This window comes from Belnapia moabensis DSM 16746 (assembly GCF_000745835.1).
In the GTDB taxonomy this organism is placed as follows: domain Bacteria; phylum Pseudomonadota; class Alphaproteobacteria; order Acetobacterales; family Acetobacteraceae; genus Belnapia; species Belnapia moabensis.
In genome coordinates this window covers 76,644-89,597 of sequence record NZ_JQKB01000023.1, presented here as the reverse complement: position 1 = coordinate 89,597, position 12,954 = coordinate 76,644, and the positions used below count along the sequence as shown (strand labels likewise).

Sequence of the window (12,954 nt, the reverse complement as noted above, 5' to 3'; positions counted from 1 at the left end):
TCACCAGCCAGGACACGGTAAGCCAAATTCGAACCGCTCTGGCTGAGCGGCGCCCGATCGCAGTCGAGATACTGAACTACAAGAGGGACGGCACACCCTTCTGGAATGCTCTGTTTATCGGCCCGGTATTTGGCCCGGATGGCGAACTCCTGCATTTCTTCGCGTCGCAGTTCGATGCAACGCCACGCCATGACGTGGAAGATGCGCTGCGGCAGGCGCAGAAAATGGAGGCGATCGCGCAGTTGGCGGCCGGGCTTGCGCACGACTTCAACAACACCCTTCAGGTCGTGCTTGGCAATCTCAAGCGCGCTGAGACACGCCTGCCGAATGAACCTGAGGCGTTGAGGCCGCTGGAGCGTGCACGGCAGGCCGCCCGGCATGCGGCGACGCTCACCCAACAACTCCTGACCTTTGCCCGAAGAACACGGCTCGAAGCGCGTCCGGTCGTCCTCAACACGGTGCTGTCGGAAATCGGTGAGGTGCTGTGGCGCACCCTCGGCGACGGCATGGAGCTACGCTATGATCTCGACCCCGGCCTCCCGCTATGTGCCGTTGATCCAGCTCAGGTGAAGGTGGCCTTGCTGAACCTGCTGGCCAACGCGCGTGACGCCATGCCGGGTGGCGGTCGCGTGACTATACGTACCGGGACGGTGATGCTGGACGAAGCAGCCGTCCTTGCCGGGAGCGATGGGGTGAAGCCGGGCCGCTATGTCGTGCTGAGCGTCGAGGATGAAGGGCCAGGAATGCCGCCAGAGGTTCTGGCGCGCTCCACGGAGCCATTCTTCAGCACCAAGACTGGCAAGCGCGGCCTTGGCCTTGCAACTGTTCATGGCTTTGTTCGCCAGTCGCGCGGGCGGCTGGACATCGCCAGCATGCCCGGCCGCGGAGCCAGAGTGCGCATGCTCTTCCCCCTGGCGCTGGATGACACGTCGGACACGCCGCAGCCCTTCAACGACAATGAAGCATTACCTGACCACAGTCCGGAGGGCACCGCCACAATCCTTGCCGTGGACGACGACGCGGGTGTGCTTGAACTCGCGGTGCATCAACTGACAACCCTTGGCTACCGGGTACTGTCGGCGCGGAGCGGGGAGGAAGCCCTGGAGGTACTGGGGCGAGCAGGCGGGCAGGTGGACCTGCTGTTCACTGACATCTCCATGCCGGGCGGCATGAACGGCCTTGTGCTAGCCGAGCAAGCACGAGCACTGTACCCCAACCTCCGCATTCTGCTTGCGACCGGCTACAGCGACGACCTCGTGGTGCAGCAAAGGCCGGCACGGGCCGCCGCAGTGCTCGGCAAGCCATACAGCCACACTGATCTTGCAGACCGAGTGCGCACCGCTCTGAACAACCGCGGCAGTCGGCGTTCCGACCCGGGGTCAGCACAGAGGGTCTGAGTTTGACCAGCCTCTCCGATCAGCCCCACCACTTCGCAAACGACAGGCCCTACTTCACAGAAGATTTGTCACGGTTCTGCCGGCGCCCTCCAAACCGGACGAGCAGCGCTTGGCCAACTGCCCAGGCATCTTCGGCAGAGCGATAAAGGTGCGTGGAGCGTTGGCAGGGTTTTGTCTGACCTTCCTCATAGATCAGCCAAACCCAGGGCGTCGGCGGGCGGCCTTCGCGCTGCGCTCTAACAAAATATCGCCGCGGTGCAGGGCTCCCAAGCAGTGGATCAATCTGCAACTTATTCATGAGGTACCTGGGGGTTACTGGCTCCTCCTGCCGCATCGCGCAACTGGCTTTGGAGTTGCTCTCTGCGATCGCAGGACTGGCTGTTCCTCAGTAGCCACTGGTGTTCGCGCAGCGAGGACCATGCGGATCGGACCGTCCTGCATTTCGCATCGGAGCCAGGAGAGCCGATTCCACCATCGAGGATTGTGCGGCGGCCGAGCACGAGCTTGATGCCAATCCCCGCCAAACTGCATGAATCCTCACCAGCGGCTCGGTCAAGGCCGCTACGCCATAGCGGCCGCCTCATAGGCGGGAGGGGTCCAGCCAGCCCTGGCCAACATGGTCCTGGACCCAAAAGTGGACCCTGTACCCCGTCGCCCCATCCCGGCGCGGGCCGGGCCAGAAAGAGGAGTGATTTCAGTGTCTTGTGGCTGGCGTCCCCAACGGGATTCGAACCCGTGTTACCAACGTGAAAGGCTGGTGTCCTAGGCCTCTAGACGATGGGGACTGGCCTGTAGCGGTCCCGATCGGGGCCGTGGGCGGCTCCACTACACGGAGTCTCCGGCAACGTCCAGCCTCACCGTAACGCCACTCCGAAGTGGCGTTAAAATTCCCACTTCCTGCCTTATTTCTCCATTAATTCAGCCACTTACTCGTGATTTCCTGCTTATGCTTATTTGGCGTTCACTTTTGTGCAGCGCGACATGCCGCCCCGCTCGCAGGAGTGACCATGCCTCACCCCGGATTCTCCCGTCGCCACCTGCTCGGGGCCAGCATCGGCGCCGCCGCCGGCTCCGGCGCCCTCACCGGCTTCCCGACCATCTGGGCGCAGAACATCCGCGAGATCACGCTCCAGCACGCCGGCCTCACCGTCACCGCTCTGCCGCAGATCGCCGAACGGGCCAGCAAGGATCTCGGCTTCACGGTGCGCATGCAGGCGAGCGAGGGCGCCGACCTGCTCAACCGCTTCCTTTCGCAGTCGAGCGCCATCGACGTCGCCGATGTCAGCATCACCTACCTGAAATACCTAGTCGGCCGGAACGTGCTGCAGACCATCCCGCTCTCGAAGATGAAGCACTGGGACCAGACCATCCCGCTCTTCACCAGGGGCGAGTATGCCGACGGCCGGAAGGCATCGACCGAAGGCGTCGCCCCCTACACCGTGCTCTACGCCACCAGCGAGGAAGGCAAGGCCTTCGCCCCCGGCCCGACGGAGTGGCTCACCAGCATGCCCTCCATCACGAATGCCGACACGCTCGGCATCCGCCCGGACCTAGTGGGCCGCCCCATCGCCAGCTGGGCCGACCTGCTCGACCCCGCCTTCAAGGGCAAGGCGGCGCTGCAGGACCAGCCAACCATCGGCATCATCGACGTCGCCCTCGCCCTGCAATCCGGCGGCCGGATGAGCTACGGCAACAAGGGCAACATGACCCGTGCCGAGATCGACAGGACGATCGGAATGATGCTTGAGATCAAGCGCGCCGGCCAGTTCCGCGCCTTCTGGTCGAGCTTCGACCAGTCGGTGAACCTCATGGCCTCGGGCGAGGTGGTGATCCAGTCGATGTGGTCCCCCGCCGTCTCGGCGGCACGCACCCGCGGCATCCCCTGCACCTTCCAGCCGCTGCGCGAGGGCTATCGCGGCTGGGGCTACAATCTCGGCATCATGAAGCACCTGACGGGGCTGAAGCGCGACTGCGCCATCGAATACGCCAACTGGTACGCCTCGGGCTTCGAGGGCGCCGTCATCGCCCGCCAGGGCTACTACTCCTGCCAGCCGGAGCTGGCGCGCAAGCACCTCACCTCCGCCGAATGGGACTACTGGTACGACGGCAAGCCCGCCGCGACGGAGCTGCCCGACCCCTTCGGCAAGCCCTCCGTCAAGCCCGGCGAGGTTCGCGACGGCGGCGCCTTCTCCGCCCGCATGGGCAACATCGCCGTCTGGAATTCGGTGATGGACGAGGACCGCTACCTCACCCGCAAATGGAACGAGTTCATCACCTCCTGATGAGCATCACCCAGCCGGCCGAACACGCCGCCCTCGCCCCGCGGCCCACCCGCCGCCGGCGCCTTCGCCTCTCGCCGCGGCTCGTCTCGCTGCTGCAGGTCGGCCCGCTCGGCATCGTGCTGATCGCCTTCTTCGCGCTGCCGACGCTGATCTTCCTCGTGGTCAGCTTCTACGACTACGACCGCACCGGCATCTACCCCGACTTCCTGCTCGACAATTACCGCGAGCTACTGACCTCCCCGGCGACGCTCCGCCTCTATCTCTCCTCGCTGCAATTCGCCTTCATCGTCTGGGGCATCACGCTCTTCCTCGGCTTCAACATCGCCTGGTTCCTCGTCATCCATGTGCGGACGCGGGTGATGCGCACCGTGCTCTTCCTGCTTTGCGCCATCCCCTTCTGGACCTCGGGGATCATCCGCACCATCGCCTGGATCCCCTTCCTCGGCCGCAACGGCGCCTTCAACAGCGCGCTGATGGACCTCCACCTGATCGACCGCCCGCTCGACTTCCTGCTCTTCTCGCCTTTCGCCGTCTGCGTGACCTATGTCCACCTCTTCACGCTGCTGATGATCGGCCCCATCGCCAACTCCCTCTCCAAGATCGACCCGGCCCTGCTCGAGGCCGCGCGCGATGCCGGCGCCAGCCGCTGGCAGACCATGGTGGAGGTGGTGATCCCGCTGTCGAAGACCGGCATCGCCCTGGGCTCGATCCTCGTCTTCACCCAGGTGATGGGCGACTTCTTCGTCGTGAAGCAGATGAGCGGCGGCCAGAGCGCCTCCATCGTCTCCGCGCTGGCGACGGAGATCCAGGCGATGCAGTACCCGCCCGCCTCCGCCTCGGCGATGCTGCTCGTCCTCTTCGTGGCGCTGATGGTCGCCGGCATGATGCGCATCGTCGACATTCGCAAGGAGCTGGTCCGGTGAGGCACCATGCACGCCGCCCCTGGACCTTCTACGCGCTGGCGATGCTGATGACGCTCTTCCTGCTCTTCCTCTACGGGCCGATGCTCGTCATCTACATCCTCTCCTTCCAGGGGCCGGAGGGCGGCGTCACCTTCCCCATGGTCGGCACCTCGACCTTCTGGTTCGAGGAAATCCTCCGCCCCGGCCAGATGGCGAACATCCCCGCGGCCTTCGGCCGCTCCATCCTGCTCGCCTCGCTGGTCAGCCTGCTGACGGTGCTGATCTCGGTCGCCGCCGGCATGGGCTTCCGCCGCCGCTTCCCCGGCTCCGGCCTCATCTTCTACCTCGCCGTCGCCAGCCTGGTGATGCCGAGCCTGCTCGTCGGCTTCGGCATCGGCCTCGGCTTCCAGCTCTTCGGCTGGCAGCCCGGCCTCTTCACCTCGGCGCTCGCCGCCCAGCTCACCTGGACGCTGCCCTTCGGCCTCTTCGCCATGTTCGCCGTCTTCAACCGCTTCAACCGCGCCTATGAGGAAGCGGCGACCGATCTCGGCGCCAGCGCCTGGCAGCGCCTCCGCCACGTCACCCTGCCGATCCTGCTGCCCGGCATCCTCGGCGTGGCGATGGGCTCCTTCACCCTCAGCTACGACGAATACGCCCGCACCACGCTGGTCGCCGGCAACCGCAACACCCTCCCCCTCGAGATCTACGCGCTGATCTCGAGCGCCACCTCGCCCACGCTCTTCGCCATCGGCACGGTGACGACGGCCGTCTCCTTCCTCGTCATCGGCACCACCCTCGCCCTCGTCATCCGCCTCCAGCGCCGCCGCGCGGCGGCCCTTCGCTGAGGACCCCGGCTGCATGACCCACCGCTTCGATGTCGAGCTGGTCTCCGTCACCAAGCGCTACGACGCGACCACCGCCGTCGACGGCATCTCGCTCCGCATCCCGCCCGGCAGCTATTGCTGCCTGCTCGGCCCGAGCGGCTGCGGCAAGACCAGCACGCTGCGCATGATCGCCGGCCATGAGGCGATCTCCGAGGGCGATGTCCTCATCCATAACCGCAACGTCACCGACCTCGCGCCGCTCGAGCGCGGCACCTCGATGATGTTCCAGTCCTACGCCCTCTTCCCGCACCTCTCCTGCCTCGACAATGTCGCCTTCAGCCTGAAGATGCGCGGCGTCGCCAAAGCGGAGCGCCACGCCAAGGCCCGCGACTACCTCGCCCTCGTCCATATGGACGCCTATGCCGACCGCCTGCCCGCGCAGCTCTCGGGCGGGCAGCAGCAGCGCGTGGCCCTCGCCCGCTCCCTCGTCACCCGCCCCCGCGTCCTCCTGCTCGACGAGCCGCTCTCGGCCCTCGACCCCTTCCTCCGCGCCCGCGTCCGCGAGGAGCTGAAGCGCCTGCAGCGCGAGCTCGGCATCAGCTTCATCCACGTCACCCACAGCCAGGACGAGGCAATGGCGCTCGCCGACATCATGGTGGTGATGGAGGCCGGCCATATCCGCCAGGCCGGCCCGCCCCGCGAGGTCTTCGAGCGCCCGGTCAGCGCCTTCGTCGCCCGCTTCATTGGCGGCCACAACATCCTGCACGGCCCCGCGGGCCCCATCGCCGTGCGCGCCGACCGCTGCCGTCTCGGCGCGGCGGGCGACAACCCGCATCGCCCCGCCCGCGTCGCCGCCGTGGAGTACCAGGGCAGCCAGGTCCGCATCGCCCTCTCGCTCGGCGAGGGCGAGGACGCCTCCGTCCTCCTCCCCGACGAGGCCTTCCACGCCGAGCCCGTCGCCCCCGGCGATTCCGCCACGCTCACCTGGCACGAACGCGACGCGCATGTCCTCGTCGAGGCCGGCTGAACCCTCTCCACGTGCCAACTTCTCAGGCATTCTAACGCACAAGTTGAAATCCTGATCGCGCTTGCGGGAGCAGAGACGCGTTCGCGCGAGCAAGGGTTCCGCCGATGGCGCTGCCCCGCTAGGCAGGCTGCCATGCATCGCCGATCCCTCCTCCTCGGCGCCCTCGCGCCCGCCGCCCTCTCGACGCCTGCCCTCGCCACCCAGCGCACGGCTCCCGCCCTGCGACGGCTGACACTACGCCATGCCGCCACCGGCGCCCGCTTCAACGGCGTCTACCACGATGGCCGCACGGTCGATCCTAAGGCACTCGCCGACATCTCCGCCGTCCTCGCCGACAGCCGCAGCGGCACCGTCCACGCCTACGACCCCACGGTCATCGACATCCTCTGGGAGGCTGGGCAACGCGCCCGCTGGCGCGGCGAATTCCTCGTCGTCTCCGGCTTCCGCACGCCGGAGACGAATGCGCTGGTCTGCGGCGCCGGCAACAGCCAGCACCTCTCTGCCCGCGCCCTCGATGTCTGCCTGCCCGCGGCGCAACTCACCGGCTTCGCCGATGTGGCGCTCGGCATGCGCCGCGGCGGCGTCGGGGTCTATGCCAGCAAGAGCTTCGTCCATCTCGACAGCGGCCCGGTCCGCCGCTGGGGCGATGTCCCGGGCGGCCCCTCCGGCGGCAGCGCCCCGGCGGCCCCGCCCCCGGATCCCATCGCCCGAATCGCCGAGGCCTGGGCCGCCACCCGGCGGCCCTGACGCCCGCTCAGCGCCGGTAGTAGCGCGGCGGCGGCGCATACCGTCGCGGCGGCGGTGCGTAGCGACGGTAATTGCGGTGCCGGGGCGGCACATAGTAGCGCCGGCCATAGGCCCGCGGAGGCGGCGCGTAGGCCCGTGGCGGCGCGTAATCCCGGCGGTACTGCACCGGCATCAGCAGTGTGCCCTCCACCGCCGACACCCCCTGCCCTACCGGCGCCGCCGAAGCAGCTCCTGACAGCAGCCCCAATCCCAGCATCGCGGCAAGCAGCAAGCGGCGCATGGCTATCCCTTCACGGTTGTCGTCCGGGCAACGCTCCGCCGTGACGAAGGCTGCGTCGTGTCCATTCCGCCGCAATCCCGTGGCAAGCCGTGACGAAGCGTATCCGTCCCGCCGCAAACCCCACGGAAATCCGCGCTTTCAGCCGGCCTGGACGGGCGCCGCATCCACCACATGCAGGCAGGCGCTCACCGTATCGTTCCAGCGCTCTGCCCTGATCTGGCCGCACAGATGCAGCGGCCCCGCCTGCCGCGCCAGCAGCGCCTCGGCCAGCGGCCCCTCCTTCGCCCGGAAGCAGATGGCCTTCAGCCGCCCCCCCGCCTCACCCTCGATGAAGGCGCGGATGGTATTCCCTTCTTTCCCGACGCGATCCGCCCGCACCACGCGCGCCCGCGGCAGGACGAAGATCGGCTCCTCATTCCCCGACCCGAAGGGCGCCAGCCGCTCCACCTGGCAGGCGAGGTCCGTCGTCGCCGCCGGCACCGCGACGCTCCCCTCGACGACGAGATCCGCCGCCCCCGGCAACCCCTTCGCCACCGCCAGCCGCTCATCGAGGAAAGCGTGGAATTCCTCCCTACGCCCCTCGAGGAAGCTGAACCCGGCGGCCATCGCATGCCCACCGCCGGTCTCCAGCAGGCCTGCCTGCCGCGCCGCAATCACCGCCGCGCCGAGATCCACCCCTGGCACCGACCGCCCCGACCCCTTCGCCACCCCACCCGTGAGGCCAGCCACACAGGCCGGCCGGTTGAACTTCTCCTTCACGCGCCCCGCCACGATGCCGACGACACCCGGATGCCACCCATCGCCGCAGACCAGCAGCACCGGGTGCCCCGCCGCATGCTGCGCCTCGGCCGCCGCGAAAGCCGCCCCCAGCACCTCGGCCTCGACCTCCTGCCGCCGCCGGTTGACCGCATCCAACCGCTCCGCCATCGCCCGCGCCTCGATCGGGTCGTCGCAAAGCAGCAGCCGCATCCCGAGATCCGGCTCATCCACGCGCCCCGCCGCATTGATCCGCGGCCCCAGCACGAAGCCCAGCGAATGCGCCGTCGGCAGGTCCCGCACCAGCCCGACATCGAGCAGCGCGGCAACGCCCGCATGCCCCCGCCGCGCCATCACCTTCAGCCCCTGCGCCACCAGCGCCCGGTTGACGCCGGTGAGCGGCATCACGTCGCAGACCGTCGCCAGCGCGACGAGATCGAGCAGATCAAGCGCCGAAGGCTCCTGCCCCTGCGCAAAATGCCCCGCCTTCCGCAGCGCCCGATGCAGCGCGACAACAGCCAGGAAGGCCACCGCCGCCGCACAGAGATTCCTGAGCCCCGAGGTGCAATCCAGCCGGTTCGGATTGACCGCCGCTACCACCCGCGGCACCGGCCCTTCGGATTTGTGGTGATCGAGCACCACCACATCCGCCCGCCCCTCGGCCGCCGCCAGCGCCTCATGCGCCGCGATGCCGCAATCGACGCAGACGATCAGTGTCGCGCCCCGCTCGCACAACGCCCGGATCGCCGCCGGATTGGGCCCGTAGCCTTCCTTCAGCCGATCCGGCACGTAATGGCTGACGGTGCAGCCCAGCCGCCGCAACGCCCGCACCATCAGCGCGCCCGAGCAAGCCCCGTCCACGTCGTAATCGCCGAAGACGGCGACGGTCTCGCCCGCGCGCACGGCGCGTGCCAGCCGCTCCGCCGCCGCATCCATGTCGAGTAGCCGCGAGGGGTCGGGCAGCATCGCCCGCAATGTCGGCTCGAGGAAGTCGCCCACATCGTCGAGCGTCACCCCCCGGGCCGCCAGCAGCCGCCCGACCAGCTCCGGCAGCCCGGCCCGCTGCGCGATGGCGAGGCCGGTGCGCTCCTCCGACTCACGCCACACCCAGCGCCGCCCGGTCAGGCTGCGACCGATACCAAGGACAGGCTCCACCATCACCTCAACCGAAGAAGGGCAGCGGCTTCCGCTCGTAATTATGGTGCCCCTCGACATAGCGCACCGTGCCCGACTTGCTGCGCATCACCATGGAATGGGTGATGGCGCCATGCGCCGTCCGCCGCACGCCGCGCAACATCGGGCCGGTGGTGACGCCGGTCGCGGCGAACATCACCTCGCCCTGCGCCATCTCCTCGACGCTGTACTTGCGCTGTGGGTCGGTGACGCCCATGCCGCGCGCCCGCTGCACCTGCTCGTCATTCTCGAAGAGCAGCCGCCCCTGCAGCTGCCCGCCGATGCAGCGCAGCGCCGCGGCCGCAAGCACGCCCTCGGGCGCACCGCCCGAGCCGATATAGATGTCGATCCCCGTCTCCGGCTGGCTCACCGCAATGACGCCCGACACATCACCGTCGCCGAGCAGCGTGATGCGCGCCCCGACGGCCCGGCAGGCCTTGATCATCGCCTTGTGCCGGTCGCGGTCGAGCGTGCAGACCATCAGGTCCCCCACCTCGCACTTCTTGGCCCTCGCCAGCGCCCGCAGGTTCTCCTCGACCGAGGCATCGAGATCGACCAGCCCTTCGGGGAAGCCCGGCCCGATGGCGATCTTGTCCATGTAGATGTCGGGCGCATGCAGGAACCCGCCCTTCTCGGCGAGCGCCAGCGTGGCGATGGCATTCGGCCCGCCCTTCGCCGTGATCGAGGTCCCTTCCAGCGGATCGACGGCGATATCCACCTCCGGCCCACCGAGCCCGATCTTCTCGCCGATATAGAGCATCGGCGCCTCGTCCATCTCGCCCTCGCCGATCACCACGGTGCCGGTGATGGCGACGGTGTCGAAGGCCCGCCGCATCGCATCCACCGCCGCGCCGTCCGCGGAGTTCTTGTCCCCGCGCCCGATCCATTGAGAGGCGGCGATGGCGCCCGCTTCCGTCACCCGCACCAGCTCCAGCGCCAGGTTGCGGTCGACGACCTTGCCGAGTGTGGCCGCAGACATGCTCTTCTCCCTTGTCCCTTACAGTGCCTCGATGCGGATGAGCGCCGGCTTCTCCAGCACCGCATCCAGCCCGGCAATCCGGTCGAGGGCGGCCCGCATCGCCGCCTCCTCGCAATCATGCGTGGTGAGCACGACGGGCACCGCCTCGCCCGGCGCCCGCCCGCGTTGCAGCATCGATTCCAGACTGATCGCCTGGTCGCGCAGGATGCCAGTCACATCCGCGATGACGCCCGGCCGGTCGAGCACCATCAGCCGCAGGTAATAGGCCCCGCGATGCCGCTCCATCGCCACCGCCGGCGCCGCATCGAGCGCCCCGCCCCAGACCGGCGTATGCCGCCCGCGCGCGATGTCGATCAGGTCGGCGACCACGGCGCTCGCCGTCGGCCCCGCCCCCGCCCCACGCCCCTCGAGCATCACCCGCCCGACGAAATCCCCCTCGGCGACGACGGCGTTGAACACGCCATCCACCCGCGCGATCGGCGCGGCCACCGGCACCATGCAGGGATGCACCCTGGCCGAGATCCCTGCCTCATCCCGCCCCGCGATGCCGAGCAGCTTGATCCGGTACCCAAGCTCGCCGGCGAAGGCGATGTCCATCGCCGTAACCTCGCGGATGCCCTCGACATGCACCGCGCCGAAATCCACCGGCCGTCCGAAGGCCAGCGCCGCCAGGATCGCCAGCTTATGCGCCGCATCGACGCCATCGATGTCGAAGGAGGGGTCGGCCTCCGCATAACCGAGCGCCTGCGCCTCCTCCAGCACATCCCCGAATTCCCTGCCCTGCTCGCGCATGGTGGTGAGGATGTAGTTGCAGGTGCCGTTAAGGATGCCCGCCACGCGCTTCAGCCGATTGGCCGCCAGCCCTTCGCGCAGCCCCTTGATCGCCGGGATGCCGCCCGCGACCGCCGCCTCGAAGGCCAGCGGCACGCCGCGTGCCTCCGCCATCTCGGCGATCGCCGCGCCATGCACCGCGAGCAGCGCCTTGTTGGCGGTGACGACAGGCTTGCCCGCCGCGAGCGCCGCCTCGACAAGGGCACGCGCCGGTCCATCGCTTCCGCCGATCAGCTCGACGACGACATCCACGCCCGGATCGGCGGCGAGCGCCACCGGGTCGTCATGCCAGCGCAGCCCATCGAGCGCGACGCCCCGGTCCCGCCCCTTGGTCCGCGCCGAGACGGCGCCGACTGTCACCGGCCGCCCCGCCCGCGCCGCGACGATATCGCCGTTCTCCGCGAGCAGCTTGAGCACGCCCGCGCCGACCGTCCCCAGCCCTGCGACGCCAATGGAGAGAGGCTTGCTCATGCCGAAACCTGCTCCTTCTCCACGGCCACCGGCCCGAGGTTGTCGCCCTGGAGGAAGCTGCGGATGCCCCGCAGCGCCTGCCGGATGCGCTGGTTGTTCTCGACGAGGGCGATGCGCACATGCCCGTCGCCATGCTCGCCGAAGCCGAGGCCCGGCGCGACCGCCACCTTCGCCCGCGCCAGCAGCAGCTTGCTGAACTCGACGCTGCCCAGATGGCGGAACTTCTCCGGGATCGGCGCCCAAAGGAACATCGAGCCCTCCGGCGAGGGCGTCTCCCACCCCGCCTGCCGCAGCCCCTTCACCAGCAGGTCGCGCCGTTCGCGGTAGAGCCGCCGCATCTCGGCGACGGTATCCTGCGGCCCGTTCAGCGCCGCCGTCGCCGCGATCTGGATCGGCGCGAAGGCCCCATAGTCCAGATAGGACTTCACCCGCGTCAGCGCCTCGATCAGCCGCTCGTTGCCGGCCGCGAAGCCCATCCGCCAGCCCGGCATGTTGTAGGTCTTCGACAGCGAGGTGAACTCCACCGTCACCTCCTTCGCCCCCTCAACCTCCAGCACGGAAGGCGGCGGCGTATCGCCGAAATACAGCTCCGCATAGGCGAGGTCGGAGAGGATGAACAACTCGTGCCGCCGGCAGAGCGCCACGAGGTCGCGGTAGAATTCGATGCTCGCCAGATGCGCCGTCGGATTGGACGGGAAATTGACAATCACCGCCGTCGGCTTCGGCACCGAATGCCTGACGGCCCGGTCGATCGCCGCCAGCATCTCGTCATCCGGTGTGCAGGGCAGGCTGCGGACGGAAGCGCCAGCGATGATGAAGCCGAACTGATGGATCGGATAGGACGGGTTCGGCACCAGGATCGTATCGCCCGGCGAGGAGATCGCCTGCGCCAGGTTCGCCAGCCCCTCCTTGCTGCCGAGCGTCGCCACTACCTCCCGCTCCGGGTCGAGGATGACGCCGAAGCGCCGCTTGTAGTAGCCCGCCAGCGCCTTCCGCAGGCCCGGGATGCCCTTCGACATGGAATAGCGATGCGTCCGCGGGTCCTGCACCGCCTCGACCAGCTTGGCGACGATATGCGGCGGCGTCGGGCTGTCCGGGTTGCCCATGCCGAGATCCACGATGTCCTCCGCGGCTGCTCGGGCCCGAGCCTTGGCGGCGTTCACTTCCGCGAAGACATAGGGCGGCAGGCGGCGGATGCGGTGGAATTCCTCGGTCATCGACATGGTCCGATCGGGGTTGAGCCGGGCCTTACAGCCACCCGGTCCGCCCCTATAGCCGTTTGCGT

The 12,954-nt window shown here is 68.5% G+C and carries 11 protein-coding genes and 1 tRNA gene; 6 read left to right on the top strand and 6 right to left on the bottom strand.

Annotated features, from left to right (window positions below):
• The coding region (locus tag EP26_RS16060; protein ID WP_043339880.1) for an ATP-binding protein at positions 1-1,397 on the top strand (1,397 nt) is incomplete at its 5' end.
• Positions 1,398-2,106: 709 nt separating this feature from the next.
• On the opposite strand, the gene EP26_RS16055 is transcribed toward EP26_RS16060, so the two are convergent.
• Positions 2,107-2,182, bottom strand: a tRNA-Glu gene (locus EP26_RS16055).
• A gap of 222 nt (positions 2,183-2,404) precedes the next feature.
• On the opposite strand from EP26_RS16055, the gene EP26_RS16050 reads away from it, so the two are divergent.
• The 5 genes from EP26_RS16050 to EP26_RS16030 all read left to right on the top strand — a co-directional run bounded on the left by EP26_RS16050 (position 2,405) and on the right by EP26_RS16030 (position 7,179).
• On the top strand, positions 2,405-3,679 hold the full coding sequence (locus EP26_RS16050; RefSeq protein ID WP_043339879.1) for an ABC transporter substrate-binding protein: 1,275 nt from the start codon (positions 2,405-2,407) through the stop codon (positions 3,677-3,679).
• On the top strand, positions 3,679-4,602 hold the full coding sequence (locus tag EP26_RS16045; protein ID WP_211259455.1) for an ABC transporter permease: 924 nt from the start codon (positions 3,679-3,681) through the stop codon (positions 4,600-4,602). The genes EP26_RS16050 and EP26_RS16045 overlap by 1 nt, the downstream gene beginning before the upstream one ends.
• Positions 4,599-5,426 (top strand): ABC transporter permease, encoded by an 828-nt coding sequence (locus tag EP26_RS16040; RefSeq protein ID WP_043339877.1) that lies wholly within the window; start codon positions 4,599-4,601, stop codon positions 5,424-5,426. The genes EP26_RS16045 and EP26_RS16040 overlap by 4 nt, the downstream gene beginning before the upstream one ends.
• Positions 5,427-5,439: 13 nt before the next feature.
• A complete protein-coding gene (locus EP26_RS16035; protein ID WP_043339876.1) occupies positions 5,440-6,432 on the top strand; it encodes an ABC transporter ATP-binding protein in 993 nt (330 codons plus the stop codon).
• A 132-nt stretch (positions 6,433-6,564) separates the two neighbouring features.
• A complete protein-coding gene (locus EP26_RS16030; protein WP_052389256.1) occupies positions 6,565-7,179 on the top strand; it encodes a YcbK family protein in 615 nt (204 codons plus the stop codon).
• 7 nt (positions 7,180-7,186) lie between these two features.
• Here the strand turns inward: EP26_RS16030 and EP26_RS16025 are convergent, their stop codons facing one another.
• The 5 genes from EP26_RS16025 to EP26_RS16005 form a co-directional block, all read right to left on the bottom strand.
• Positions 7,187-7,459 (bottom strand): hypothetical protein, encoded by a 273-nt coding sequence (locus EP26_RS16025; protein WP_043339875.1) that lies wholly within the window; start codon positions 7,457-7,459, stop codon positions 7,187-7,189.
• A gap of 138 nt (positions 7,460-7,597) precedes the next feature.
• Positions 7,598-9,373 carry a single-stranded-DNA-specific exonuclease RecJ gene (recJ, locus tag EP26_RS16020; protein WP_043339874.1) on the bottom strand — a complete coding sequence of 592 codons (1,776 nt, stop codon included), beginning with the start codon at positions 9,371-9,373 and terminating at the stop codon, positions 7,598-7,600.
• A gap of 4 nt (positions 9,374-9,377) precedes the next feature.
• Positions 9,378-10,367, bottom strand: coding sequence for a class II fructose-bisphosphatase (glpX, locus tag EP26_RS16015; protein WP_043339873.1), 990 nt, complete (start codon positions 10,365-10,367; stop codon positions 9,378-9,380).
• Positions 10,368-10,385: 18 nt separating this feature from the next.
• Positions 10,386-11,669 carry a homoserine dehydrogenase gene (locus EP26_RS16010; RefSeq protein WP_043339872.1) on the bottom strand — a complete coding sequence of 428 codons (1,284 nt, stop codon included), beginning with the start codon at positions 11,667-11,669 and terminating at the stop codon, positions 10,386-10,388.
• Positions 11,666-12,886, bottom strand: a complete 1,221-nt coding sequence (locus tag EP26_RS16005) for an LL-diaminopimelate aminotransferase (RefSeq protein WP_043339895.1) — start codon at positions 12,884-12,886, stop codon at positions 11,666-11,668. The genes EP26_RS16010 and EP26_RS16005 overlap by 4 nt, the downstream gene beginning before the upstream one ends.
• Positions 12,887-12,954 lie beyond the last annotated feature (68 nt).

What these genes read in the sequence shown, in the direction of transcription:
- EP26_RS16045 (WP_211259455.1), top strand. Translation starts at nt 3,679, where the DNA reads ATGAGCATCACCCAGCCGGCCGAACACGCCGCCCTCGCCCCGCGGCCC.
- EP26_RS16050 (WP_043339879.1), top strand. Translation starts at nt 2,405, where the DNA reads ATGCCTCACCCCGGATTCTCCCGTCGCCACCTGCTCGGGGCCAGCATC.
- EP26_RS16010 (WP_043339872.1), bottom strand. Translation starts at nt 11,669, where the DNA reads ATGAGCAAGCCTCTCTCCATTGGCGTCGCAGGGCTGGGGACGGTCGGC.
- EP26_RS16005 (WP_043339895.1), bottom strand. Translation starts at nt 12,886, where the DNA reads ATGACCGAGGAATTCCACCGCATCCGCCGCCTGCCGCCCTATGTCTTC.
- recJ (WP_043339874.1), bottom strand. Translation starts at nt 9,373, where the DNA reads ATGGTGGAGCCTGTCCTTGGTATCGGTCGCAGCCTGACCGGGCGGCGC.
- EP26_RS16035 (WP_043339876.1), top strand. Translation starts at nt 5,440, where the DNA reads ATGACCCACCGCTTCGATGTCGAGCTGGTCTCCGTCACCAAGCGCTAC.
- EP26_RS16025 (WP_043339875.1), bottom strand. Translation starts at nt 7,459, where the DNA reads ATGCGCCGCTTGCTGCTTGCCGCGATGCTGGGATTGGGGCTGCTGTCA.
- glpX (WP_043339873.1), bottom strand. Translation starts at nt 10,367, where the DNA reads ATGTCTGCGGCCACACTCGGCAAGGTCGTCGACCGCAACCTGGCGCTG.
- EP26_RS16030 (WP_052389256.1), top strand. Translation starts at nt 6,565, where the DNA reads ATGCATCGCCGATCCCTCCTCCTCGGCGCCCTCGCGCCCGCCGCCCTC.